We start from the raw sequence: 24,820 nt of genomic DNA on the forward strand, positions 1-24,820 counted from the left end.
GGAGGCGCCGATGTTGCTCGCGGGGAAGACCGTCATCGTGTCGGGCGTCGGCCCGGGGCTCGGGCACCGGGTCGCGGAGACCGTGGTCCGGGACGGCGGGCGTGCGGTGCTCGGCGCGCGTACGGCGGCGAATCTGGCCAAGTCGGCGGCGGAGATCGACCCGGAGGGCCGGCACACGGCCCATCTGCCCACCGACATCACGGACGAGACGCAGTGCGAGGCGCTGGCCGCGCTGGCGGTGGAGCGGTTCGGCGGGATCGACGCGGTGGCGCATGTGGCCGCCTGGGACAGCTACTTCGGCGGGCTCCAGGACGCGGACTTCGCCACCTGGCAGTCGGTCATCGACGTGAACCTCCTGGGCACGCTGCGGATGACCCGGGCCTGCCTGCCCGCACTCAAGGAGCGGGGCGGCTCGGTGGTGGTGATCGGCACCCAGTCCGCGGTGGCCGCCCCCTCCCAGGTGTGGCAGGCGGCGTACGCGGCGTCCAAGGGGGCGCTCACCTCGGCGATGTACTCGCTGGCCCGGGAGCTGGGCCCGGACAGGATCCGGGTCAACACGGTGCTGCCGGGGTGGATGTGGGGGCCGCCGGTGCAGGCGTACGTCCAGTTCGCCGCGCACTCCGAAGGCGTACCGGAGTCCGAGGTGCTGGCCCGGCTCACCGAGCGGATGGCGCTGCCGGAGCTGGCCACGGACGGGGATGTGGCGGAGGCCGTCGCCTTTCTGGCCTCCGACCGGGCCCGGGCGATCACCGGCCAGTCGTTGCTGGTCAACGCGGGCGAACTGATGCGCTGACGTACTCGTACACGAGGCACCCTCCCTCTCGACTTCGCGAAGGCCGCACGGGACCCGCATCCCGTGCGGCCTTCGCGCGTCGTCGAAACGCGCTGTCGCGCGCTCCCCGACTTCTCCGAACTTCTCTGCACAGCTCTGCACAGCCTGACGAAGTGCCCGCCCATCGTGTGGCCGCGATCACGGTCGCGACAACGCCCCACAAGGTCAAGACCAAGTAAAATCGTTCGCCTTGTTGATTGTCGTTCACATCCATGACCGCCGATAGCCTTGACCGAGGCCCCTCCCAGAGGGTTCAATCCCCGAAGTCCCCGCTCCCGCACGGGGACACCGCTGAACGGCCGTACCGACGAAGTGCGTTCCCGTTCACAAGGCGGACCCCTGGAGGGGGACATGAACAGTCTCGACTGGGCTGTACTCATCGGCTACTTCGGCGTGATGGTCGCGATCGGACTCTGGTCGCACAAACGCGTGGACAACGTCAGCGACTTCTTCACGGCCGGCGGCAAGATGCCGTGGTGGCTGTCGGGCATCTCGCACCACATGTCCGGCTACAGCGCGGTGATGTTCACCGGTTACGCCGGCATCGCGTACCAGTACGGGGTCACGTCCTTCGTGACCTGGTCACTGCCGATCGCCATCGGCATCTTCATCGGCGCGAAGCTCTTCGCGCCCCGGCTGAACCGGCTGCGCTCGCGACTCCATGTCGCCTCGCCGCTCGAATATCTCAAGAACCGCTACAACATCCAGACCCAGCAGGCGCTCGCCTGGTCGGGGCTGCTGCTGAAGGTCGTGGACGTCGGCGCCAAGTGGGCGGCCATCGCCACCCTGTTGTCCGTGTTCACCGGCCTCTCCCTCACCCAGGGCATCCTGATCACCGGCGTCGTCACCGGGATCTACTGCACGGTCGGCGGGCTGTGGGCGGACGCCCTCACCGAACTGGGCCAGTTCATCATCCAGTTGTTCGCCGGACTGGCGATGCTGTTCGCCGTGATGAGCAAGCTCGACGGCTTCTCCACCCTGTGGACGGTCTGGGACAAGCTCCCGGAAGGACACGCGGACCCGACCGCGGGCCCGTACACGGTGACGTTCCTGATGGCGTTCCTGTTCATCAAGACCTTCGAGTACAACGGCGGCATGTGGAACCAGGCCCAGCGGTACATGGCGACCGACTCGGCCGCCTCCGCGACCCGCTCCGCGCGGCTCTCGGCGGCCCTGTGGCTCGTCTGGCCGGCAGTGCTGTTCTTCCCGATGTGGTGCGCCCCGCTGCTGGTCGACGCGCAGAAGCCGGACGCCTCCGACAGCTACGCCCTGATGACCGAACAACTGCTGCCGCACGGGCTGTTGGGCCTGGTCATCGTCGGCTTCTTCTCCCACACGATGGCCATGTGCTCCTCGGACGCCAACGCCATCGCGGCCGTCTTCACCCGGGACATCGCCCCGACCCTCTCGAAGGCGGCGCGCGGCTGGAGCGAGCGTGCCGGGCTGATCGCGGCCCGCTGGACCACGGTCGCCTTCCTGGCCCTGTCGATGGCGATCGCCACGCAGATCAACTCTCCGGCGTTCAAGGACATCATCACCGTCGTGATCAAGTGGGTCGCCGGGCTGATGGGTCCGATCGCGATCCCGTTCATGCTGGGCCTGCTGCGCCCGTTCCGGAAGTCCGGTCCGACGGCGGCGCTGGTCAGCTGGGCCTCGGGCCTGTTCGCCTTCTGGCTGGTCAACTACCCGATCAACTGGGCCGTCGAGGGCGGAGTCCCGCTCCAGTACCAGGTGTCCGTACCGCTGGCCGTCTCGCTCGTGCTCTACATCCTGATCGGCTTCGTGAAGCCGGAGGACACCCCGGAGCGCGACGCGGTCCTGACGAAGATCAACGAGGGAGACGGGGACGACGACGGGGATGACGGCGGTGACGGTACGCCGTCCGCCGCCGCGATCCCCGCCCAGGACGGAGGCCCGACCCCGGCCCCTCAGCCGCGCGGGTAGCGGATAGCGGGTAGCCGATAGCGGGCCGGCCGCCCCTCAGCCGCGCGGGTAGCGGGCCAGCCAGCCCGGGGCGACGGCCGCCGGGCTGTGCAGGGCGGGGCCCTGGGTCATCTCCATCGCGAAGTCGTCGGCCAGTTCGAGGAGGGTGGACCGCCCCTCCAGCTCCGCGAGCCAGGCCGGCGGCAGCGCGGTCTCGCCGTGCAGCGCCCCGAGCAGCGCCCCGCAGACCGACCCGGTGGCACGGGAGGGGCCGCTGTGGTTCACCGCGAGCCGCAGCCCGTGCCGGATGTCCTCGCTGACCAGCGCGCAGTACACGGCGACGGCGAGGACCTCCTCGGCGGCGTCGCTCGCGCCCAGCGCCTCGATCAGGGCCGGGCCCGGGATCCCCTGCCGCACGGAGCCCAGCGCCTGCCGCAGGGCCTCGATCACCGGTTCGTGGCCGGGGCGTTCGGCGAGCAGGGCCAGCGTGTGCTGCACGGAACCGTCCAGGCTGTCGCCGCGCGCGAGCCCGTGCACGAGTACGGCGAAGGCTCCGGCGGCCAGCTGGGCGGCGGGGTGCCCGTGGGACTGGGCCGCGCACTCCACGGCCAGTTGGAACACGAGCCCCGGCTCCCACCCCACGAGGAGCCCGAACGGCGCGGACCGGGTGAGCGCGCCCGCGTCCCGGGCGGCGGGGTTCTTGGGCCGGTCCAGGGTGCCCATGACGGTGTCGCCGAAGCCGCCCAGGCATTCCCGCGCGGGGTCGCGGCGGGCGTAGAGCCACTCCTCGGCGGCCAGCCAGCCGTTGTCCTCGCGCCGTTCGTCGGGCCCCCAGTCGTGCTGGGTGGCGGCCCAGCGCAGATGGGCCCGGTGCACATCGGTGGGCGGGTGCCAGGCTCCGGTGTCGCGGCGGACCTGGGCGCGGATCAGTCCGTCGACGGTGAACAGGGTGAGCTGGGTGAGGGCGGTGACGGCGCCGCGTCTGCCGTGCGCGACGACATAGTCGGTGACCCCTTCGACCCCGTGGGCGGCGCGGATCTCCTCCAGCACGAGCCCGCTGACCCCGGCCCCGAGCGCGTCCCCGACCGCCCCGCCGAGCAGGGCCCCGCGGACCCGGCTGCGAAAGTCCTGCTGCTCGGCCCGGCCCCAGACCGCCGTGGTCCCTGTGCTCACCCCGCCCCCTCCCCGTCACCACGTGCTCGCCTCTGCGGGCGACCGCGCAAGCACTGTAATCGAACGGGAACGGGCGGTAGAGGGCGCGACCCGGGTACGTACGGGTATGTCGACGGACGTCCTTGAGGTCACTTTTGGGCCGGTCGGGTGCGCCGCACCCTCACCTGTCCCGCATCCCGTGGAGGGCCGTCAGCTGTCGAGCGACTCCCAGAGCGCGATGAGCTCCCGGGCGACCGGATCGGCGCCCGCAGCCAGGATCGAGGACTGCGAGGTGAAGGCGCCCCCGCCCGCCCCCAGCACCGCCCCGCCGCGCTCCCTCACCAGGGCGACGCCCGCCGCCACGTCCCAGGGGCCCGGGTCGAGGCAGACGCAGGCGTCCAGCCAGCCCTCCGCCACCCCCACCAGATCCAGGCTCATCGCACCTTGCAGCCTGATCCGGTGGGCCACCTCGTACAGCCGGCCGATGAGCCGGGCGGAGCGTGGACGGCCGGAGCCCGTTCCCGTCAAGCCGACCACCGCCCGGGTGAGACTGCGGCTGCCCTGCACGCCCGCAGCCTTCGCTCCCCCGACTCCCGTGGTCCAGCGCCGGCCGAGAGCGGGTGCGTGCACCACGCCGAGCACTGGCGTCCCGTCCACGACGCAGGCGAGCGAGACGGCGTACCCGGGGGCTCCGCGGGTGAAGTTCATCGTGCCGTCGATGGGGTCCAGCAGCCAGCACGTTTCGGGTACCGGGCCCGCGCCCGCCGATTCCTCCCCGACGACGGGGATCTCCGGTGTGCGGTCCACGAGGATACGGGTCATCCGACGTTCCACCTCGATATCGGCAGCGGTGACTTCCTCCCCCGAAGGCTTGAACCGCCTGTGCGTCCAGATCCGGCCCGACCCCTCCCCGGCCAGCCACTCCGCCCCCGCGTCCACGGCATCCCGGGCGAAGCGGTGCAGGGCGGGCGCGTCGTACAGCGTGTGCCGGGGACTCATACGGCGGCGACCGGTCGCTCTGCCAACTTCTCCGCGTGGGCGCCGTGCTCCCCCATCACGTAGAAGCTGAGCCGGTCGAAGGTCCACCCGTCGGGTACGTGAGTGCGCTCGGGTGCGGTCCGTACGAGTTCGAGGGCCGTGGCCTCGTCGGTGCGCCCGAGCGTGATGTGGGGAGCGTAGGCATCGCCGGTGTAGCGGTAGCCGTACCGGTCGAAGCTGACGCGTTCGGACTCCGTGAACCTGGAGGTGTCCTTCGAGGTGTCGAACGCCTGCCGGTCGAGGTGGGGGGCGAGGCCGGCGAGGACGACTTCCTGGAGCTTCTCCAGCAGCGCGGGCCGTTCGACGGACATGAACAGCCAGCCGGTCGGCTGGTACACGATGCCGACGGACGCGAGCCACAGCTGCCCGGGCAGGCTCGCGGATGCTCCGATCCTCGCCAGTTCCCGCTCGGGGTCCAGATCGTCTTCGAAAGGCCCCTGGAAAACGGTCAGATGGGGAAGGTTGCCGTCCTCGCTCAGTAGTGGTTGCAGGGGGCGGTCACTCCCCAGACTCTGTTGCAGCCGGATGGCGGCGCGCGTGTGGTCCGCGCGCGGAAGCAGGGCGACGCCAAGCCACCTGGTCATGGATGAGCTCCTATCTTCGTGATCACGTGCAACGCGGCATCGAGCCCTCTGCGCATGCACGCGGACGGCGGCTCGCCGAACAGCCAGCCGGCGATGACCCCAGCGTTGAAGGCGTCACCGCCCCCGGTACGGTCCACGGGCTCCACGACTGTCGTCGGTTCGCGCACCAGGGCACCGGACTGCGCGGCCCAGAGGGCGCCCTCGGCACCCTGCGTAAGGATCACTTCTCCCGACAGCCGCTCCGCGTAGCGCAGGGCGGTACCGGCGGCGTCCCCCGGCAGGGCGCGGGGAAGCCGGCCCGCCTCGTCGGCGTTCATCAGGTTCAGCCCCGGTCCTTCCGCCAGCTCGCTCATGTCCCGGCCGTTCCACTCGACCGAGACGGTACGGCCGGTCCGGCGTGCGAGACCCACGACGCGGCCGAGCTCGGGCGTGGGCACTCCGACGACGTGGACATGGTCCACGGCCACCACGTCCGACTCCGTCACTGCCAGGAACGCCTGATCGCGGTCGGCACCGGCGAACGTCATCATCCGTTTGCCCGTCCCGGACGAGATCACAATGGCCATACTCGTCCGCAAGGAGGCATCCACGCGCATCAGCGCTGTGTCCACGCCTCCGTCCCGCAGGTCGTCCAGACACAGGCGTCCCAGCGCGTCATCCCCCACCGCTGACACGAGCCTGACCTCGCAGCCCTGACGGGCGAGCCCCAGGGCCGTGTTCGCCGCCGACCCACCGGGACGCGCCTCACAGGCCTCGCCCCGGACCTTCTCGTGTTCCTGGGGGAAGTTCTCCGCCTGCACGATGATGTCGAAATTGGTCCCGCCCAGCACAAGGACGCGTTTCTCGCCGGTCACGGTCACGGGTCTCCCAGGCGGTAGCTCTCGAACAGGACGTGCCGCACCAGCCGCTCCCGGCTGCTTCGAGTGCTCTGGAGAGGGAACGAGGCATGCGCGATCAGCTCATCGACGGTGGCCTCGAAGCGGTCCGCGTCGGCACCCATGTCATGGAAGCGGCGCATCAGTTCACGGAAGAGGTCGTTCGGTCGGAAGCCGATGGAGGACAGCCAGGCTCGATTCGCGATGAGCACGTTGGCAGCCGCCGACCGTAACCGTGCCTGGGCCGGAGCCGGAAGCATGTCGGAATTCAGCAGCTCGAAGTAGCCGTCCTCGTCCCGGGCATGCATCCGAAGGTTCTGTCCGCCGACGGCCAGGACGTCCGGGTTCAGATGGAAGAGTTCGAGCCCGAGGTGATGCGGCACGTCGAGAATCCGTACCCCTCTCTCCCGCAGCCCGGCCTCGTCGGTGGCGAAGGCGGTGAGAACGTTGGCGAACATGTCGCTGTGCCTCGGTACGGCAATCTCCGCGCCTGCCGGGTCGGCAAGGAACTCCTCGGCCGTCGCGCCGCCCCAGCGCCCACCGCGCGCCGCGAGGAGGTAGAAGTTCCGGCCCCCCATCGAGTGGCCGAGGCGGCCCACGGAGGCCACCCGGTGCGCCAGCTCCCCATCCTCCTCGATCATGCTCAGGAGGCGTTGCTCGTTGTAGATCGCCAGGTCCAGTCGCCCCTCCGCGACTTCCTCGACCAACTGGTCCGACCACGGAAGCTGTACGCGCACGAGGCGGTGGTTGCGTCGGGCGAGCACCTCGTCGAAGTCGCAGCCCAGAATCAGCGCCTTCACCACGATCAGGGTGGAGTCGGCCAGACGGCTCGTCCCGGCCGTGTTCTGCACGGCGGCCAGCGCCTCACGCCCCTCGCTCTCGGCGAACGACGAGCTGGTCCGTCCGTACCAGGCCGCCAGCTGCGTCAGGGCGTTGAGACAGGGCTGTACGTCCTCGGCGGAGATCTCGTCGCCCGAGCCGTCGAGTGCGTGGCTGCCGAAGTTGCCGTAGTTCTGGATCGTGCGGATGGCGAGCACCATCTTCGGCGGCACGATCCCTTTGGCAGTGAGGGCCGTGAGTAGAGGCTCGAGCGTCCGCTTTGAGCCGACGGCTTCCCTCAAGGCAAGGTCCAGAAGAATCGCCTCTGCTGCCCGCCGTGCCGTACTGAGGAACACCTCTGGATCCGATTCGGCATAGCGCAGTGCCTTCTTGTAGAGCCGGAGGGGCTCGCCCTCGTTGACCGTCACGTCGACCGTGTCCTGTTCGGCAGTTTGTACCTGATGCTAACAACTGGGCTTTGGAGAACATCGGTTGTCCTCACTCGCCGGAGGTGCGGCTCCCGCGCAGCGAGGCGAGGACGAGGCGCCCGTACCGAGTGGTGAAGGCGGCTGCCGTGGCGACGAAGGCGATGACCAGGGCGAGCAGGAGGTGGCGGACGTCATCGTCGCCGAGCACCTGGAGGATGCTCAGTACGGTGCCGAGCGGCAGTCCGAGGATCGTGAGCACGCCGAGGGCACCGGCGATCTGCTGCCCGTCCTGCGTCTGGACGAGCCGGGAGTAGTCGGCGGCCTCCGCGAGGATCTCCTGGAACCGGGCGGGCAGCCGGTACTGCTCGTGATAGGCGAGCAACAACTCGTTGGCCGGGCCGTGGGCGGTGAGGTGTTGACGCCAATAGGTACTCCGGAACCCGGCGATGTCCCGTTCGAGGTCGGTGACACGGCGGGCGAGCCCAGGTCCGTCGAAGATCCCGGAGAGCCCGTCGGTCAGCTCGTCGATGTGGTCCCGCTGGGCGATACCGAGAAGGAGGGCGTCCAGGTAGACGGAACGGACGTGCAGGGCAGCGAAATCGTAGAAGTCTCCGTCGCCCTCGTCGGGACGGTGGCCGAGGAAGGCGGCACCGTGGCGGAGGACAAGAGCGCTCCAGTCGGCCGAGATCCGCACGGCACGCTCGGCCTGGCCGGGCAGCTGCTCCGGGGCGATGGGAAAGTCCGCCTCGTTGGACCGGGAAGCCAGTGCCCAGAGCCAGCGGTCGGCCGTCTCCGGAAGCACACCGCCGGAGCGCAGAGCGGCGGTCTCGGCGGGGCCGGGGGTCAGGAAGGCAACGGTGTACGGGCGCGTGGCGGCACCCGGGTCCGTCGGTGAAGCAACGCCCGCGAGAAGGGCATCCGGTGCGAGCGGGCCGTCCAGCGGATCGGGCCCGGCACCGGCCCGGCCTCCCAGCGCCCGGAGCACGTCCAGCAACCCCGCCGAGGGGACGCTGAAATGCAGGACCGCCTGGGCGTGGTGCGGATGCAGGTCCGTCGGGGTGCGGAGGATCTCCAGGCCGTGCAAATGGAGGGGTCCGTGGACAACGTCGACGAACAGATGCCAGCGACGCGGCCGTTGCGGCGACCCGTACAGCGCACGACCCGCGGCCGGTGTGAAATACGTCTGGCGCGAGGACACATCCGTCCGATGGCCGCCGGCCTCGAAAGGAATGGGGCCCTCGGCCCACACATCGGGGGCGGCGTGGAGCCGGATCGGAATGATGAGGCTGACTGACTGCCGTAAGCCGACGCCTGAACCCATGTCGCCGGTCATCCGCGACCTGCCCGGTAAGAACGACCTCCGTGCATACGGTGTTCGCGCACCGACACCCCCGTCTTCAGTGCTCGCTGTACGAAGCAGGGAAAGGTTACCGGGTTCCGCTCCACCCACGGCAGGAATTTCGTGGCCGCTTCGACATCGCCACGTTCCTCGCCATGCCCCTTGTCGCGGCAGCAACGGAGCGCCCGGATTGCATGGCCGCGCCCGACCCTACGAGCCGCCCCGGGCCCCGGGCTTCGCGTTCAGCCGCCGCCCAGCCGCCGGCGCTGCGCCCGCGCCCACGCATATCCCGGGTCCAGCTCCAGCGCCCGGTCCAGGTCCGCGCGCGCCTCCGGGATCCGGCCCAGGGCCTCCAGCGCGAGGGCCCTGCTGCCGTGTGCCCAGGCGTAGTCGGGGTCCAGGGCCAGCGCCCGGTCGTAGCAGCCCACGGCCTCCTCGTGCCGGCCCGTCGCCCGGTACACCTCACCCCGCTCCCCCTCCGTCCCGGCGAGCCCGGGGGACAGTTCCTCGGCCCGGTCCAGGTCGGCGAGGGCGCCCACCGGGTCGCCGAGCGCGGTGCGGACCCGGGCCCGCCGGACCAGCGCCCAGGTGTACTCCGGCCACAGCGCGAGCGCCCGGTCGAAGTCGTCGAGCGCGTCCTCGTAGCGGCCCAGGACGTGGCGGACCAGGCCCCGGCTGCCGAGGGGCACCGCGTCGGACGGGTCCAGGGCGTGCGCCCGGTCCAGGACGGTCAGGGCCTCCTCCGGGCGGCCCATCCGCCGGTACGTCTCACCGCGCTCGCGCACCGCCCAGGCCCAGTCCGGCGCGATCTCCTCGGCCCGGTCCAGGTCGGCGAGGGCCTCCTCGTAGCGGCCGAGCGACCGCAGGATCACCGCCCGGCCCTGGTGGGCGCGTTCGCTGCGCGGGTCCACGGCGATGGCCCGCCCGTGGTCGGACAGTGCGGCGTCCAGCTCCCCGGCCCGAAAGCGGTCCCAGGCCCGCGCCACGAGGGCGGCCGCCCGGTCGGTGTCGGTCAGCTCGGCGCGGGTCAGCAGGAGCCCGAGGGCGGCGGTGGGGCGGGGCCCGTGCTCGGCTATGGCGGCGAGCAGGTCCCGGCCCCACTCCCGCAGTACGGCGTTGTCGGCGTCCTCGCCCGCCTCCGCGAGGGTCTGGGCCCAGTGCCGGGCACGGGACGGCCGCTGGTCGCACAGCGCGATCCCGGCACGCAGGGCCTCGGGGAGCGCGGTGCGGGGGCGGGCGCAGAGCCGGTGGTAGAGCACGTCCAGGGCCGCCCGGCGCCAGGGCTGGGAGGCCCAGAGGCGTTCCGGGTCGAGGCCCTCGGCCGCCGCGTCCCGGCGGGCGGCGAAGGCCTCGGCCAGCCGGTCGTGCGCCGCCTTCCAGCGCCGCGGCGATCCGGTGCGCTGGAGGCGGAGCATCGGGGCCCGGACGACGGCGTGGTAGCGGGAGTGGCCGGAGTGCCGCTCGGCGACGAACGGCAGTTCGTGCAGCCAGTCGTAGAGATCGGGCACGGCGTGCGGCCCGTTCCGGGGTGCGGCCACGGCCACGGCCACCAGGTCCTCGTCGAACCGGCGGGGCAGCGCGCAGGCGAGCGCGGCCGCCCGGCGGACCGGGTCGCTCTCGCCGGCCAGGAAGCGTTCGACGGCGGTGGCGTTCGCCTCTCCGGCCGCGCCCGGGTTGGCGGCGAGCGTCGAAACCAGGACCGGCAGCCCGCCGGAGAGCCGCAGCACCTCCCGTACGACGGACTCCGTCACCACACCGCGCCCCCACAGGAGTTGGCGCGACTCGGCCTCGGTGAACGGCCCGAGCGGTACGTCGGCGACGAGCCGGCCCCGGTCGCCCCAGTGCACGGGGTCGAGGCGGCGCTGACCGGCCAGGGTCAGGACGAGGTTGGCGGGCAGTTCGCCGTACCGCCCGGGGGTCAGCAGGTCCGCCAGCCACCGGTCCAGTTGGGGCGCGGTGCGTTCGTAGGTGTCCAGGAACAGGGCGACCCAGGGCACCGCGTCCGCGACCCGGTCGATCTCGGCGACGAACACCGGCGTGAGGGCCCGTACCGGTTCCGCCAGCAGCCGGGCCTCCTCCTGCTGTCGGGCCCGCCCCCCGAACACCGCCCGCAGCCCGCCCGCGCCCCGCGCCACGACCGCCGGGTCGATGCCGCCGGCCAGCGCCCCGACGACCGGTATCGCCCCGGCCGCGATCAGCCCGGCCTGCGCGGCGGCGAGCGCCCCGGGCGAAGGGCCCCCGGCCGAGGCCGTCTCGTTGTCCGCCGCGAGCCGGCCGGCCGCGTCGTGGAGGGCCCGCCGGTACGCGACGAGCAGCCGGTCCAGCGCCTTGAGCGGGTGCCCCTGCTCGGCGAACTGCGCGGCGATGGCGGCGAGTACGTCCGGCACGGAGTCGGCGCTCTCGTCGACCGACGCGGTCAGCGCCCCGAACTCCCCCGCCACCTCCCGCCATTCCCGTACGAGCGAGGTCTTGCCGACCCCGGCGTTGCCCCGCACATGGAAGACGAACCGGTGCCGGGGATCCTCGGGCGGCAGCGCGAAATTGGCGCGGAACAGGGTGAGTTCGGCCTCCCGACCGACGAAGGCGGCGCGACGCTGCCCTTCGATGATCTGCTGGAGGGAGAGGCGACGGGGGCTGGACGGCGGCATGGGGCCAGTCTGTCAGCGGACCGGGGCGCACGGGGAGCCGTACGCCTTCCGGCCCGTGACCGTCATACGCCGAGGCCCTGGCCGAACCCGCCGTCCACGGGCAGTTCCACGCCGGTGGTGAAGGTGGCCTCGACGGCCAGGTACAGCGCGGCGGCGGTCACCTCTTCCACGGTGCCTCCCCGGCCCATCGGCGTGGAGGCGTTGCCCTGTTCGATGAACTCGGCGCGCTGCTCCTCGGTCAGTTCGGCGACGCCCATCGTCGGGGTGAGGATGAATCCGGGGGCGATCGCGTTGACGCGGATCCCGCGCGGAAGCAGCTCGGCGGCGAGCACCTTCGCGAAGGCGGAGACGGCTTCCTTCGCCGCCGAGTAGGCGCTGAGACCGGGGAAGATCTGGTCGTTGGAGACGGTGGTGAACACGATCGAACCGCCCTCGGACATCAGCGGCGCCAGTCGCTGGACGGTGAAGAAGGCCCCCTTGGCGTTCACGTCGAAGATGCGGTCCCACGACTCCTCGGTGACCTCTTCGAGCGTCTGGAACTCGGCGATGCCCTGGTTGACGAACAGGTAGTCGATGCCGCCGAGTTGGCCGGCGACCTGGTCGCGGAGGGCGTCGATGGCCCCCGCGTCCGTGGCGTCGGAGCACACCGGGTGCGCCAGCGGGGTGCCGAGCGCCGCCTGCGCCTCGGCGAGCCGCTGGTCGCTGCGCCCGGTGTACATCACTTCGGCGCCGCGGTCGGTGAGTGCCTGGACGATGGACCGGCCCATGCCGATGGTGCCGCCGGTGACGACCGCCTTCTTACCGGCCAGGGCCTTCGGGTCGATGGTGGAACGAAGTTGGGTGCTGTGGTTGGTTGCCATGGCCGTTAAGCTAGACCTTGACATTGATGTCAAAGTCAACCTTCTGTGCCGGGGAGTCATATGTTCATCGGCGAGCTGTCGAAGCGCACCGGCGTCAGCACGAGGAGCCTGCGGTACTACGAGCAGCAGGGGTTGCTGCGACCGCAGCGGCGAGCCAGCGGCTACCGCGAGTTCGACGAACCCGACGTGGCCGCCGTACGCCGGATCCGGATCCTGCTCGCGGCCGGGCTGAACACCGACCTGATCCGGGAAGTGCTGCCCTGCATGGCCGAAGAGGGAGCCATCCTGGCGCCGACCTGCGAGGAGATGGCCCAGGACCTCAAACACGAACGCGAGCGCATGAGCAGCTCCATCCAACAACTCCAGGACGCCCACGCCATGCTCAGCTCGATCATCCACGCCGGCGAAGCGCTCACCGGCAGCCGGCCCGCCTGAGTCACCCGCTCCGGGGCGGCCGGGAACCCGTCCGCCGGGCCGGCCCGAGGCCCGCGCCGGTCATCGGTCACCGGCGTCCGGGAGCCGCCGCCCCCGGCTGTCCGCGACGACCAGCACCTCCCGCAGGGACACGACGGCCTGCGTCAGCGCGAACCGTACGGCGACCTCGCCGGCCGCCTGGTCGGCCAGCACTTCCTGCGCTCCTTCGAGTACGACGTTGCCGCACTCGATCTGCTCCTCCTCCATGTCGTCGGCGAGCCGGGAGAGCCTGCTGTTCGGGTCGCGGGTGCTGAGGTAGCAGGGCTTGCCTTCGGCGGACCTCCAGGGGAGGAGGCGGAGTTGCGAGGTGTCGATCATGTCGGTGTCCTTAGCGCGTGGGGGTGCGTGACCCTGACGGGTGGCGATTACCGTTCGTGCCCTCATCGTCACGCTCGCCGCCCTACGCTCGACAGAGGCACGCGATTGCCTGCGAACAGGACAACGGCGAGGGGTCGGGGATGCGGGGATGACCGAAGTCGCGGAAGCGGAAGCGGAGTCGGGGCGCGCGGCACTGGGGAGCGCCCTGCGGTACTTACGGCAGAAGGCGGGGCTGTCGCTCGGCCAGCTCGCCGAGAAGACGCGCTACGACAAGAGCTACCTGTCACGCCTTGAGGCGGGGAAACGGCTCTCGAAGCTGGCGGTGATGGAGGACCTGGACCGGTTCTACGACACGGGCGGGCTGCTGGTCGAGCTGTGGAAGGTGGCGCGGCGAGAAGTCTTCAAGGACAAGTACAAGGAGTTCATGCGGCTGGAGTTCGGGGCGCGCATCATGCACCTGTTCACGCTAGGCATCCCGGGGCTGCTCCAGACCGAGGATGTGGCGCGTGCGATGTTGTCCGGCGACCAGGAAACAGAGAGCGAGGCGGAGTCGGTCGAGGAACAGGTCATAGCGCGTCTGGGCCGCCAGCAGTTGCTCTTCCGTAGTCCGGCCCCCACCGTCCGCATCATCATGGACGAGTACGGGTTGCGTCGTCCGGTAGGTGACGCGAAGGTGTGGGAAGCCCAGTTGGAGCATCTGATCAAGATCGCGGAGCTGCCGATGGTCACCCTTCAGGTGCTGCCGTTCGCAGCCGGAGCCCACCACCTGATGGACGGCTCTCTCACGCTGATGTGGCAGGAAGACGGGAGTGCCGTTGCCTACATGGAAGGCAATCAATGCTCCGAGTTGCTCGAAGATCCGGCAGACGTCACGCGCGCCCGGCTGTCCTACGATCGGGGACGGGATCTGGCGTTGCCCCCGCCCGACTCCATCGCGTTCATCAGGGGCGTCCTGAAGGAGTTCAGAGGATCATGAAGCGCACGCCCGACCTCTCCACCGCGACCTGGCGCAAGTCGAGCTACAGCGACGGGGGCGCAAACAACTGCGTCGAGGTGGCCGACGGCTACCCCGGCCTCGTCCCCGTACGCGACAGCAAGGCGGCCCCCACCGGCCCCGCGCTCCTCGTCACCGCCCCCGCCTGGGCGGCCTTCGTGGAGTTCGCGGCCGAGCGCTGACCCACCCTCGTACACCGCAGGGACCGTGCCCCCAGCCCTCCCCGGGCGGGGGCGCGGGCCCTCGTGGCGCGACGGCCGGTCGCCCGTGAGATGGTGGCCGGCATGTCAATCGGCACGCCGGGCAGCGAGGTTGTTCTTGAGACGAGTCGCCTGCTGCTCAGGCCTTGGCGGGTAGCCGAGGCTGCCGTCCAGCGTGAGCTGTGGACCGAACGTGATCCACGCGTGCCCCCGCATCGCCGAATCGACGCGGATGGGCACCCCACGGTCGCGGAGCTCGAGGATTCGATCCGGACCAACGAGCTGTGGTCGAGCGGCCTGCTGGCGGTCGAGCGGAAGGCCACTCGTGACGTCGTCGGCTACTGCGGGATTGTCGACAGCGGGCGAGGACCGGCAGGGGAACCGGAGTTGGCGTTCGAGCTGCTGCGCCGAGTCTGGTGTCAGGGGTATGCGACCGAGGCCGCGTCGGCGGTTCTGGAAGGGGCGAGAGCCTCCGGGTACGAACGTCTGTGGGCCACGGTCTGGGACTGGAACTCCGCTTCTCGCCGTGTGCTGGCCAAGATCGGGTTCACCGAGACCGACCGGCAGGAAGTGGACGCGGTGCACGGGATCACGCTGTTCACCGTGAAACAGCTCTGACGCACCCGATGCTCCGCTTGCGGAGGCTCCGTTTCCGGGGCGAACAACGGGACGAACAAGCTGAGTACGGGCGCTCATGATCTCGCCCCGGCCGCTGCCTAACGTGGCGCCCATGGACACGGAAGAAGTCACCGCAGCACACACGTCACCCGCCGCGAGCTCGCGGGGGTTCTACGGCTGCGTGATCGCCCTGATCGCCTTCTTCACACTGATCGCGCTGGGAGCGCATGCGCTCACGGAGTTCGAGAAGGGCCTCGACGGTGACGGACAGCTGGAGCAGCCCGGCCTCTCGGGCAGCTCGTACCAACCGCTCGGCCCCGGCATGACGGCACGGTACGAGGACGGCCTGTGGGTCACCGTCAGCATCCCCGAGCGGCACGACGACGGGACCTACAGCCTCACCGTGACCTTCAAGAACGGCACCGACGAGGAACTGCTCCTCGGCGAGGAGGCGTACTCCGCCACGCTCGACGTCGAGTCCGGCGAATCCGGCAAGGACTACGCCCCCGGCCACTACGTGGACTGGCTGAACCGGGACGGTGCGCGCCACGCCCTCGTACTGCCTCTTCCTGAGGGCGACGAGCGCACCGTCCCGGTCCGTCTGAAGCCGGAGCGGAAGGGCGACCCCGTCACACTGGAGATCACCCCTCCGAACTCCAACTACCGGGAGACGGCCCACTTCCAGCTCACCCTGGGCTGACGGGCCGCCCGCGACCGGCCGGGGTCAGTCGCCGGCTCGCTCCACCGGGATCCACACCTCCGCGTCCGCGTGCGTACCGTCCTCGGACACCCGGGTGCGCGAGAGCGACGGGCCCGGCCGGCTCCGGTACGGGTTCGACGGGAACCACTGCGTGTACACGTCCCGCCAGAGGTACTGGACCGCCTGCGGAAACTCGCCCGAGGACTCGAACACCGCCCACGTCCCCGGCTCGATGTCGAGGCTCTCCGAAGCCCCGGGCACCTCCGCTTCGCTCACCACTCCGTGGAAGTAGTCGAGCTCGGTGCCTTCCGCGTCTTCCGCCGAGTGGTTGCTGACGGCGGCCACGACACCGTCGGGCTCCCCGGCCGCCTGCTCCTCCCAGCGCCCCAGCGTCTCCTTGCCGATGCTCTTGACGAACTCCACGATGGCCGGGTTCATCCCCTCGTAGACCAGCGGGATCCGTGTCCCCCTGCCGACGAGCCGGAACCTGTCCTTCTCCACTACCCGGTACCGCATGCTGCTGCTCCCTTCGACGATCAGGCGGAAGGACATCTTCGGCTGGGAGTGCAGCGCCGCACCCGTCCGCCGCGCCTCGCCGGGGCCGACCCCGTGCACGGCGCGGAAGGCACGCGCGAACGCCTCGCCCGAGCTGTACCCGTACCGCACCGCGACATCGAGCAGCGTCCGTTCCCCGGCGAGCACCTCGGCCCCGGCGAGCGTCAGCCGCCGGCGGCGGATGTACTCGGAGAGCGGGATGCCCGCCAGTGCGGAGAACATCCGCCGGAAGTGGTACTCCGACGTCATGGCGATACGGGCCAGCTCGGCCGCTTCGATGGGCTCATCGAGATGGTCCTCGATGTGGTCCATGGCCTCGTTCAGCCGTTCCAGCACTCCTGGCCGTCCTTCCCTTTACTGATCTCCACGCTAGGAAAGACCCACTGTGCCGGACCCGACATCCTGTGCCCGGTGCGGTCGGGTCGCCGTCCGGGCCGGGCCCCGCCCTCAGCCGTGCCCGGCCCGCAGGCTCGCCACGGTGCTGAGCAGCAGTACGCCGAGGAAGGCGAGCAGCGGCGCGGTCCACGCGCCCGTCACGGTGTGCAGGACGGACGCGGCGAGCGGGCCGGTGGCGGCGATCAGGTAGCCGCCCGTCTGGGCCGCCGTGGACAGGGCGGCGACGTGGTCCTGGTCCCGGCCCCGCTTCACGTACAGGACTCCGGCGACCGCCTGCCCGCCGCCGAGGCCCGCTCCGAGGACGAGCGCCCAGAGGGCAGGGAGCGCGGCGGGGGCGGCGAGGAGACCGGCGTAGCCGAGGCCGCAGACCAGGAGGACGGCGAGCAGGTGCGGGCGCTGGTCGGTACGGGCGGCGGCCAGGACGGGGGTGAGGAAGCCGCCCGCCGCGACGCCGAGGATGAACAGGGACTGCATGGTCCCGGCCGTCGCCTCGGCCACCCCCGCGTCGACGAGGATCGCGGGCAGCCAGGCGAGGGTGGTGTAGAAGAGCAGCGTCTGCAGGCCGAAGTAGCCGATCAGGCTCCAGGCAAGGCCCTTCCCGCGCCCGACGAGGACGCCCACCCCGGGCCCGACACCGACGCCAGCCCCGGACCCGACGCCGACACCGGCCCCGGCCCGGGCCCGTGCCGGGTCCGGGCACTTCCCCCCTCTCCCGTACGGCAGTTGGGGAGCGATACCCACAGCGGCGAGCGCGGCCGGAATGACCGCCAGGGCCACGGCCGTACGCCAGGAGTGGCCGGACGCCTGCCAGACGGGCACCATCAGCGCGGCGACGAGAGCGGATCCGGCGCCCATCGACAGCGCGTAGACGCCCATCATCACGCCGGCCCGGCGCGGAGCGAACCGGCTGCGCACGAACACCGGGATCAGGACGTTCACCACGGCCGTGGCGATGCTGACGAGCACGGTGCCGGCGAAGAGACCCGGCAGGCCGATGACCCGGACGACCGCCCCGGCGAGCAGGAGAACGCTCGCCCAGAACAGACCGCGCTCCTCGCCGAGCCGACGCCGTACGGTCACGGCGAGCGGGGCGAAGAGGCCCATGCAGAGCGGGGGCAGCAGCCCGAGGACCGTCAGCGTGCCGGTTCCGAAGCCGGCGACCGGGGCGAGCGGCCCGAGCTGCCCGAACGCCACCCGGGTGTTGAGGGCGACCAGGACGAATCCGGCGGTCAGGAGGGCGGCCGACGCCCTTGCCGGGGCGGACGGTCCGGGGCCGGGGGTGCGGGACGGGGAGGCGGGAGTGGTGAGGGGCTGTGGCTGGGCCGGCATGGCTGACCTGGACCTTCCGGTGGGTGCGACGACCCGGCACAGCCTTCACGCTCAAGTAAGCTTGAGCGCAAGCGCTGGATGGATGGATCGCGGTTCCGGAGGTGCCCGTGCGGGATCTGTATTCGATCAGCGAGGTCGCGGAGGCCTTCGGGCTGACGGTGGCGGCCCTGCGCTTCTACGAGGAGCGCGGCCTCGTCCGGCACAGCGAGCGCCGGGGCCGCGTCCGGCACTACCGCCGCGCCGACCTGTCCCGGCTGGCGTACGCGCAGCTCTGGCACGAGGACGGTCTGCTCACGCTCGCGGAGACGAGCGCCATCGTGGACAGCGACCGACTGGACGACCGGCTGGCCCTGATCGCCGGCCAGCGGGACGCGCTGCGTGCGCGGATCGGGAGGCTGGAGCGGGCCGTGGGGGTGCTCACCCACATGCTCGACTGCCGGACGGACCGGGCGCTGGAGTGCCCGATGACCGGGGCGTACATCCGGGGGCGGGTCGATGCGGCGCTGGACGGGACGCCGGAGCCGACGGGCTTCTGGCCGGAGGAGTTCGCCGAGGGGCGAGGAGCCGCAGCGGGTTGCGCGGCCGTGCCCGCGTCCGCCGCCGCCCGGTCCGCCTCCCACCCCGCCGCCGTCCGGTCCGCCTCCCACCCCGCTGCCGTCCGGTCCGCCTCCCGCTCCATCGGCGACGAGCGCCTGCTCGCCCTCACCCGGGACCTGGTGTCGGCCACGGCGAAGGTCCGGGAGCGTGCGTGCGAGACGATCTGCGACTGGGTGCGGTCCTTCGACCGACGGGAGGTCCGGACACTGGCCTCGCTCCTCGCCTCGGCCGCCGTCGTGGAGCAGGACGCGGACTGCCGGGAGTGCGAGCTGAACGCGCTGGGCGAACTCTCGACGACCGGCCTGCTCGAGGCCGAGGACATCGCCGCTCTGCGCCGGCTGCCGCGCGATGCCGTACGACCGGGAGACGTTGAGCACCTGGACTACCTGACGCAGGAGTATCTCTGACGGACCGCCAGAGCCGATGAACGTCAGCGCACCGTCCCGTCCCACTGCCACTCCACGCGCCGGGGCAGCCCCGGAAGCGCGGCGCGGCCCGTGCACCACAGCAGCGTGTCGGACGGGCGGCGCCCGGAAGGCGCTTCGGGGAAGAGGCGGGCCAGGACGGCTGCGGCGGCGGTGTCGGGCGGGGGCCGGGGCACGCCGAGGGCGCGGGTGATGTCGTAGGTGTGGAGGGTCAGTTCGGTGATCGCCATGGCGGCGAAACCGGTCGCGTCGGAGGTGCCCCAGGGGTGCCAGGCCCGTACGTCGGGGTCCGTGTCGCGGACGGTGGAGGCGGCGAGGGTCGCGGCGATACGGAGGCCGTCCAGGCAGTCACGGACGGGGGCCTGGGGGTCGAGGGAGGCGAAGAGGGTGATGTAGCGGTCGGTGGGGCGGGCGATGAGCAGGCCCGCATAACCGGTCAGGCCGAGCGCGAGGTGGTCCAGGGTCTGGCGGCAGGTCCAGTCGAGGCCGTGGGCGGGGCGCGACCAGTCCCGCCCGGTCACCTCCGCCAGGGCGGCCAGGCTGTCGTCGGTGGCGGTCGCGATCAGGTCCGGCCATCGCGGGGGCGGGTCAAGGAGTGCGTCCGGAGAGCGAGTTGTGGTGGTCGACGGGATCACGGTCATGCGCCGGCCGCCCCCTTCCTCAGAACCTCGATGACGCTCGCGTAGCTGTCGGATCCGTGGCCCGCGTCCCGGGTGCGTTCCATGGTGGCCTTGAGGAGTTCGGGCAGGGCGTTGTCGATGCCCCGGGCGGATGCGGCGTGGAGGAGATGGTCGATGGCAGCGATCTGTACGTCGACGGTGGCGTCGTCGCCCGGGTAGTGGCCGGCGTCGACCTGGGTGGCGTACGTGGTCAGGAATCCGGTCACGGCGCTCAGCCAGCGGATCGCGACCGGGGTGAAGGCCGTGGCCTCGGTCCTCTCCGCGCCGACCAGGGCGGTGCCGTGCAGCCAGCCGGTCATGGTGGACCACATCAGGCCGAGCAACGCGGCGTCGTAGAGGGAGGCCAGACCCGGCTCGGTGCCCAGGTGCAGGGGGTCACCGAGGGCCGCCAGGGTCGGGCGGTGGGTCGCGAAGACGGCGTGCGACCCGCTGTAGAGGAACATCATCTCGGGGCTGCCGACGCCCGGCGGGGTGGTCATGATCGCGCCGTCGAGATAGTCGGCGGAGTGCGAGCGGGCCCACGCGGCGACCTCCTGGGCCTGCTCCGGGGACCCGGAGGTGAGGTTGACCAGGGACTTGCCCGCGAGGGAGGCCGCGACGGGGTCGAGGGTGGCGTGCAGCGCGTCGTAGTCCAGCACGCACACGATGATCAACGAACTCGCCGCGACGGCCTCCTCGGGTGTCGCGGCCTGCCGGGCGCCCCGCTCGACCAGCGGCTCCGCCTTCGCCGTCGAACGGTTCCACACGGTGGTCGGGTGGCCCCTCTCCAACAAGGTGGCGGCAAGCGCCGATCCCATCTGCCCCAGTCCGATGACCGTCACGGCCGAACGCTCGGTACCCATGCCTCAGCAACTCCCTGTCGATCTGTCCGTCTGCCCACGCCTGGGCCCCGTTGATTGATCACGTACGGACCACGCTCGCAGCACGGGAGAGGCGGGAAAAGTGACAGTGATGACGGCGACCACCAAATTCCTGCCATACGCTGACGGGCATGAGCGCTGGTTCCGTCGCCGTGGTCGTGACCGAGGAGATGCACGTCCCCTCCTGGGATCTGTACGAACTGAGCATCCCCTGCACGGTGTTCGGAAAGCCGCAGCCCGACCTGGCGGACCCCTGGTACGACCTGCGGCTGTGCGGCACGCGGGAGCCCGGTCAGGACCTGGGCGCTTCCGCGAACGGGTCCGAGGCCGGGGCCGGGGCCGGGCTGTCCTTGCGTACCCGCTACGGCCTCGCCGATCTCGTCGACGCCGACACGGTCATCGTGCCCTCGGTGCCCGACCCCTGCGTGGACGAAAACCGGCCGCTGGACCCGGAGTTGATCGCGGCGCTGCGCCTCGCCCATGACGCCGGCGCCCGCATGGTGTCCTTGTGCACGGGTGCCTTCGCCCTCGCCGAGGCGGGCATCCTCGACGGCCGTCGCGCGACCGCCCACTGGATGCACACCGCCCAACTGGCCGCCCGCTACCCGAAGGTGCGGGTCGACGACTCGGTGCTGTACGTGGACGACGGCGACGTCCTCACCAGCGCGGGCCTGACCGCCGGGCTCGACCTCTGCCTCCACCTCGTACGCCGCGACCTCGGCGCGCACGTGGCCAACCAACTGGCCCGCCGCATGGTGGTCCCGGCCCACCGCCCGGGCGGCCAGGCGCAGTTCATCGACCAGCCGATGCCCGCCACGGACGACCGGGGCCTGGCGCCCGTGCTGGACTGGGCACGGGCGCACCTCGACGAGCCGCTGACGGTCGAGGACCTGGCCCGGCGGGCCGCGATGAGCCCGCGCACCCTCTACCGGCGGCTCCAGGCGGCCACCGGGGTGACGCCGCTGCAATGGCTGCTCAACCAGCGGCTGCGCCGGGCCCAGAGCCTGCTGGAATCGACGGACCTGCCGGTCTCCAGGATCGGGGAGCTGAGCGGCCTCGGCACCGCGAACAACCTCCGCCACCACTTCCTCAAGCAGATCGGGGTGTCGCCGAGCGACTACCGGCGCGCCTTTCCCTTGGCGTAGCGGCCCTTCGGCCTGCTCAGGCCCAGGGGTCGAAGGGGATTCCGGCGGGCTTGGAGTTGTTGAGCAGGTTGCGGAAGCGGTCGTCCTTGTCGGTGACCTTGATGGTCGCGGACCCGAAGTCGGCGTTCATGAGCCTGTCGCGCAACTCCGTGCTGGGGAAGCCGTTCCAGTCGACGATCGGCGGGTAGCGCCAGTCGCCGTAGTGGTTCTCCGGCGGCTCGTCGTTGTCGTTGGCGAGGCGGAAGAAATGCGTGCTCGGACCGTCCTTGTGGTAGACGGCCTTGGGGTGCGAGCCGTCGAACCGCACCTGTGAGCGCGGGTAGGTCTTGACGGTGCTGTGCTGCGTCGTCGAGACGTAATCGACCTGGTCGGAGTCCTGGTTGACCCAGGAGATCACATGCTCGAAGTCGTGGCGGTGGCCGCCGAGTCCGCTGCCGTGGACGGCCTGGTCCTTCTCGAAGTAGCTCGCGTAGACGATGCCGCACCAGCCGTTGTTGCACTTGGAGCGGGCGTACGTCTGGGAGTTGTCCAGGTCCCACTGGTCCCGGCAGCTGCCGTTGATCGCGCCGGTCGTGTTCAGGCCGGGAGCGAGCGTGCCGTCCGGGCCGATGGCGGGGGTGGCGTAGCAGCCGTCGCCGTCGTAGTCGAAGGCGGGCGAGAACGCCTGCTCGTAACCGCCCGCGCTCTGGGGAAGGTTCTGCGGCGGGTCGGCGTGGGCGGCGGAGGCGGTGCCCAGCACGAGGAGACCTGCCGCGGCGAGGACGGCGGCGGTGCGGGTGGCCCGGCGCCTGCCGGGAGGCGCACTCGGGACGGGTGCGATGGATGGTGCGGAGGGTACGGACAGAGGAATCAGCTGATTTCGCACGGGTGGCGCTCCTGACGCGTCGGCACGGGACGGTGGGGTGGCATCCCGCATGAGTTGCCCGGGACATGACAGAGCGAAACGGAGTTCACTTCGGAGGAATCGACGCCGGCACTCGCCACGGAGGTCTTGCCCTAGAACGCACTCGAAGTCCTAAAGTGCGGCAGGTCCGATCCCAGCACACCGCACCCCTCACCCCGCACCCCGCACACCCACCAGGGAGCTCGACCATGCTCTACCGCACACTCGGCGGCACCGGCATCGAGGTCAGCGCGCACTGTCTCGGCACCATGATGTTCGGCTCGGTCGGCAACCCCGACCACGCCGACTCCGTACGCGTCATTCACGCCGCCCTCGACGCGGGCATCAACTTCGTCGACACGGCGGACATGTACTCCGCCGGCGAGTCCGAGACGATCGTCGGCAAGGCGCTGAAGGGGCGGCGCGACGATGTCGTCCTCGCCACCAAGGTCCACTTCCCGATGGGCGAAGGCCCCAACCGGGGTGGTAACTCCCGGCGTTGGATCGTCCAGGAAGTCGAGGAGAGCCTGCGCCGCCTCGGCACCGACCGGATCGACCTCTACCAGGTCCACCGCCCCGACCACACCACGGACATCGAGGAGACCCTCTCCGCGCTGACCGACCTCGTGCACGCGGGCAAGATCCGCGCCTTCGGCTGCTCCACGTTCCCGGCCGAGGAGATCGTCGAGTCGCACGTGGTGGCCGAGCGGCGTGGCCTCGGACGGTTCCGGACCGAGCAGCCGCCGTACTCGATCCTCGCCCGGGGCATCGAGCGGGCCGTCCTGCCGGTCTGCCGGCGCTACGGGATGGGCGTGCTCACCTGGAGCCCGCTCGCCTCCGGCTTCCTGACCGGCAAGTACCGCAAGGGCGGGACCATCGACCTGTCCACCGGGCGGGCGGCGCTGCAACCGCACCGGTTCGACCCTAAGTCCCCGCTGACCGCCGCCAAGCTGGAGGTCGTCGAGCAGCTCGTCGCCGTGGCCGACAGCATCGGGACCACCCTGCCCGAGCTGGCCGTCGCCTTCCCCCTGGCACACCCGGCGGTCACCTCGGTGATCATCGGACCGCGCACGATGGAGCAACTGGAGGGGCTGGTGAAGGGCGCCTCGCTCACGCTGGACGACGAGACGCTCGACCGGATCGACGCGATCGTCGCACCCGGGACCGACGTCTACCCGCCGGACGGCGTGTGGACGCCGCCCTCCCTGACCGATGTCGCGCAGCGCAGGCGACCGGTGGGCGAGCGCGCGGCGGCCGTGTAGGGGGCGGGGCCGGGGGCGGCGTAGGGGCCCCGGAGGCGGCGAAGGGAGGGCAGGCGGGCAGCGGGGCCGGCGGGCTACTTCGGTGAAGCTGCGGCTTCCGGCTTGTGGGCCAAGAACCCGGCCACCGGCCGCTTCGCGCCCGCCTCGGGCGCCTGGAGCGTCCGATCCGTGACGACGAACCCCGCCCGCTCCAGCAGCTCGGCGATCCGGTCGGCGGGCAGCCGGTAGCTGTCGAAGGGGGCCGGGTCGCCCCCGTAGCCGTACGTCCGACGCTGGTGCCCGTCGTCGCCGACCCGGGTGACGAGCAACAGGTGCCCGCCGGGCGCCAGCGTCCGGTGGAACTCGGCGAACGCGGCGGGCAGCGCCTCCGGCGGCAGGTGGTGCGTGGAGTAGAACGCCAGGATGCCGCCGAGTCCGTCGTCACCCGACTCCAGCGCGGTCATCGAGCCGACCTCGAAGCGCAGGTCCGGATAGGCCGCGCGGGCCAGCCCGACCATCCTCGGTGACAGGTCGACCCCGAAGGCGGAAACGCCCAGCCCGGACAGGTACGCGGTCACCTTGCCCGGTCCGCAGCCCACATCGGCCGTCGGCCCGAGGTCCGCCGACGTGACGAGCTCGGCGAACGCGGCCAGCACGGCACGCGACATCGGGTCCAGCTCGGCGGGGTCCTTGACGAACCGCGCGTAGTCGGCGGCGACGGCGTCGTACGACTGCCGGATCGTGTCCAGGTGCAACGGTTCCATCACCCCGCGAGGTTATGCGACCACCGGGCTGTTCCGGGCAACGGAAGTGCGACGTTCCGGCGTACGCGAGGAGCGGGAGGCCCGCCGACCGGTCCCGCCGCCATGGGCTGCCGAGCGGAGGGGGTGGGGCACCCCGTCCCCCA

General features: G+C 71.3%; 25 protein-coding genes. 10 read left to right on the forward strand and 15 right to left on the reverse strand.

The window, feature by feature from the left end; genetic code table 11:
* Window positions 1-10 precede the first annotated feature (10 nt).
* Both ACIQPT_RS08055 and ACIQPT_RS08060 read left to right on the forward strand, forming a co-directional pair.
* Window positions 11-793 carry an SDR family oxidoreductase gene (locus ACIQPT_RS08055; RefSeq protein WP_401154186.1) on the forward strand — a complete coding sequence of 261 codons (783 nt, stop codon included), beginning with the start codon at window positions 11-13 and terminating at the stop codon, window positions 791-793.
* Window positions 794-1,183: 390 nt separating this feature from the next.
* A complete protein-coding gene (locus ACIQPT_RS08060) occupies window positions 1,184-2,776 on the forward strand; it encodes a sodium:solute symporter family protein (protein WP_401153742.1) in 1,593 nt (530 codons plus the stop codon).
* Window positions 2,777-2,812: 36 nt separating this feature from the next.
* Here ACIQPT_RS08060 and ACIQPT_RS08065 read toward each other — a convergent pair whose 3' ends face one another.
* The 8 genes from ACIQPT_RS08065 to ACIQPT_RS08100 form a co-directional block, all read right to left on the reverse strand.
* Window positions 2,813-3,928 (reverse strand): ADP-ribosylglycohydrolase family protein, encoded by a 1,116-nt coding sequence (locus ACIQPT_RS08065; RefSeq protein WP_401153745.1) that lies wholly within the window; start codon window positions 3,926-3,928, stop codon window positions 2,813-2,815.
* A 189-nt stretch (window positions 3,929-4,117) separates the two neighbouring features.
* The gene (locus ACIQPT_RS08070) at window positions 4,118-4,906 is read right to left on the reverse strand and encodes an inositol monophosphatase family protein (protein WP_401153748.1); all 789 of its coding nucleotides are present in this window, start codon (window positions 4,904-4,906) and stop codon (window positions 4,118-4,120) included.
* A complete protein-coding gene (locus tag ACIQPT_RS08075) occupies window positions 4,903-5,529 on the reverse strand; it encodes a 2'-5' RNA ligase family protein (protein ID WP_401153750.1) in 627 nt (208 codons plus the stop codon). Before ACIQPT_RS08075 ends, ACIQPT_RS08070 begins: the two co-directional genes overlap by 4 nt.
* On the reverse strand, window positions 5,526-6,383 hold the full coding sequence (locus ACIQPT_RS08080; protein WP_401153753.1) for a carbohydrate kinase family protein: 858 nt from the start codon (window positions 6,381-6,383) through the stop codon (window positions 5,526-5,528). Before ACIQPT_RS08080 ends, ACIQPT_RS08075 begins: the two co-directional genes overlap by 4 nt.
* A 2-nt stretch (window positions 6,384-6,385) precedes the next feature.
* The gene (locus ACIQPT_RS08085) at window positions 6,386-7,651 is read right to left on the reverse strand and encodes a DUF4145 domain-containing protein (RefSeq protein ID WP_401153755.1); all 1,266 of its coding nucleotides are present in this window, start codon (window positions 7,649-7,651) and stop codon (window positions 6,386-6,388) included.
* A 70-nt stretch (window positions 7,652-7,721) separates the two neighbouring features.
* A complete protein-coding gene (locus ACIQPT_RS08090; RefSeq protein WP_401153757.1) occupies window positions 7,722-8,735 on the reverse strand; it encodes a hypothetical protein in 1,014 nt (337 codons plus the stop codon).
* Between the two features lie 497 nt (window positions 8,736-9,232).
* Window positions 9,233-11,638, reverse strand: coding sequence for a tetratricopeptide repeat protein (locus ACIQPT_RS08095; protein ID WP_401153759.1), 2,406 nt, complete (start codon window positions 11,636-11,638; stop codon window positions 9,233-9,235).
* Between the two features lie 62 nt (window positions 11,639-11,700).
* Window positions 11,701-12,498 (reverse strand): SDR family NAD(P)-dependent oxidoreductase, encoded by a 798-nt coding sequence (locus ACIQPT_RS08100; RefSeq protein ID WP_401153762.1) that lies wholly within the window; start codon window positions 12,496-12,498, stop codon window positions 11,701-11,703.
* A 60-nt stretch (window positions 12,499-12,558) separates the two neighbouring features.
* On the opposite strand from ACIQPT_RS08100, the gene ACIQPT_RS08105 reads away from it, so the two are divergent.
* The gene (locus ACIQPT_RS08105; protein WP_401153764.1) at window positions 12,559-12,933 is read left to right on the forward strand and encodes a MerR family transcriptional regulator; all 375 of its coding nucleotides are present in this window, start codon (window positions 12,559-12,561) and stop codon (window positions 12,931-12,933) included.
* 60 nt (window positions 12,934-12,993) lie between these two features.
* Here the strand turns inward: ACIQPT_RS08105 and ACIQPT_RS08110 are convergent, their stop codons facing one another.
* Entirely contained in the window at window positions 12,994-13,290 is a 297-nt protein-coding gene (locus tag ACIQPT_RS08110; protein ID WP_401153766.1) for a sulfatase, read from the reverse strand.
* A 148-nt stretch (window positions 13,291-13,438) separates the two neighbouring features.
* Here ACIQPT_RS08110 and ACIQPT_RS08115 point away from each other — a divergent pair, with 148 nt between their 5' ends.
* The 4 genes from ACIQPT_RS08115 to ACIQPT_RS08130 all read left to right on the forward strand — a co-directional run bounded on the left by ACIQPT_RS08115 (window position 13,439) and on the right by ACIQPT_RS08130 (window position 15,802).
* A complete protein-coding gene (locus ACIQPT_RS08115) occupies window positions 13,439-14,266 on the forward strand; it encodes a helix-turn-helix domain-containing protein (RefSeq protein ID WP_401153769.1) in 828 nt (275 codons plus the stop codon).
* Entirely contained in the window at window positions 14,263-14,466 is a 204-nt protein-coding gene (locus ACIQPT_RS08120) for a DUF397 domain-containing protein (RefSeq protein ID WP_401153772.1), read from the forward strand. Before ACIQPT_RS08115 ends, ACIQPT_RS08120 begins: the two co-directional genes overlap by 4 nt.
* Before the next feature lie 102 nt (window positions 14,467-14,568).
* Window positions 14,569-15,102, forward strand: a complete 534-nt coding sequence (locus ACIQPT_RS08125; protein WP_401153774.1) for a GNAT family N-acetyltransferase — start codon at window positions 14,569-14,571, stop codon at window positions 15,100-15,102.
* A gap of 112 nt (window positions 15,103-15,214) precedes the next feature.
* Window positions 15,215-15,802: a hypothetical protein gene (locus tag ACIQPT_RS08130; protein ID WP_401153777.1), complete on the forward strand. Its 588-nt coding sequence runs from the start codon at window positions 15,215-15,217 to the stop codon at window positions 15,800-15,802.
* A gap of 24 nt (window positions 15,803-15,826) precedes the next feature.
* Here ACIQPT_RS08130 and ACIQPT_RS08135 read toward each other — a convergent pair whose 3' ends face one another.
* Window positions 15,827-16,693, reverse strand: coding sequence for an effector binding domain-containing protein (locus ACIQPT_RS08135; protein WP_401153780.1), 867 nt, complete (start codon window positions 16,691-16,693; stop codon window positions 15,827-15,829).
* 111 nt (window positions 16,694-16,804) lie between these two features.
* Complete coding sequence (locus ACIQPT_RS08140; RefSeq protein ID WP_401153783.1) at window positions 16,805-18,082, reverse strand: hypothetical protein; 1,278 nt, start codon at window positions 18,080-18,082, stop codon at window positions 16,805-16,807.
* Window positions 18,083-18,189: 107 nt separating this feature from the next.
* Between ACIQPT_RS08140 and ACIQPT_RS08145 the strand changes: the two genes are divergently transcribed.
* Window positions 18,190-19,086 carry a MerR family transcriptional regulator gene (locus ACIQPT_RS08145; protein WP_401153786.1) on the forward strand — a complete coding sequence of 299 codons (897 nt, stop codon included), beginning with the start codon at window positions 18,190-18,192 and terminating at the stop codon, window positions 19,084-19,086.
* Window positions 19,087-19,109: 23 nt separating this feature from the next.
* Here ACIQPT_RS08145 and ACIQPT_RS08150 read toward each other — a convergent pair whose 3' ends face one another.
* Window positions 19,110-19,745 (reverse strand): maleylpyruvate isomerase N-terminal domain-containing protein, encoded by a 636-nt coding sequence (locus tag ACIQPT_RS08150; protein WP_401153789.1) that lies wholly within the window; start codon window positions 19,743-19,745, stop codon window positions 19,110-19,112.
* Window positions 19,742-20,626, reverse strand: a complete 885-nt coding sequence (locus tag ACIQPT_RS08155; RefSeq protein WP_401153791.1) for an NAD(P)-dependent oxidoreductase — start codon at window positions 20,624-20,626, stop codon at window positions 19,742-19,744. The genes ACIQPT_RS08150 and ACIQPT_RS08155 overlap by 4 nt, the downstream gene beginning before the upstream one ends.
* Before the next feature lie 149 nt (window positions 20,627-20,775).
* On the opposite strand from ACIQPT_RS08155, the gene ACIQPT_RS08160 reads away from it, so the two are divergent.
* A complete protein-coding gene (locus tag ACIQPT_RS08160) occupies window positions 20,776-21,789 on the forward strand; it encodes a GlxA family transcriptional regulator (RefSeq protein WP_401153794.1) in 1,014 nt (337 codons plus the stop codon).
* Window positions 21,790-21,805: 16 nt separating this feature from the next.
* Here the strand turns inward: ACIQPT_RS08160 and ACIQPT_RS08165 are convergent, their stop codons facing one another.
* A complete protein-coding gene (locus ACIQPT_RS08165) occupies window positions 21,806-22,705 on the reverse strand; it encodes an NPP1 family protein (protein ID WP_401153797.1) in 900 nt (299 codons plus the stop codon).
* Window positions 22,706-22,881: 176 nt separating this feature from the next.
* Between ACIQPT_RS08165 and ACIQPT_RS08170 the strand changes: the two genes are divergently transcribed.
* The gene (locus ACIQPT_RS08170) at window positions 22,882-23,934 is read left to right on the forward strand and encodes an aldo/keto reductase (RefSeq protein ID WP_401153800.1); all 1,053 of its coding nucleotides are present in this window, start codon (window positions 22,882-22,884) and stop codon (window positions 23,932-23,934) included.
* Window positions 23,935-24,008: 74 nt separating this feature from the next.
* Here ACIQPT_RS08170 and ACIQPT_RS08175 read toward each other — a convergent pair whose 3' ends face one another.
* Window positions 24,009-24,677 (reverse strand): class I SAM-dependent methyltransferase, encoded by a 669-nt coding sequence (locus tag ACIQPT_RS08175; RefSeq protein ID WP_401153803.1) that lies wholly within the window; start codon window positions 24,675-24,677, stop codon window positions 24,009-24,011.
* Window positions 24,678-24,820 lie beyond the last annotated feature (143 nt).

This window comes from Streptomyces sp. NPDC091289 (assembly GCF_044757365.1).
Lineage (GTDB): Bacteria > Actinomycetota > Actinomycetes > Streptomycetales > Streptomycetaceae > Streptomyces.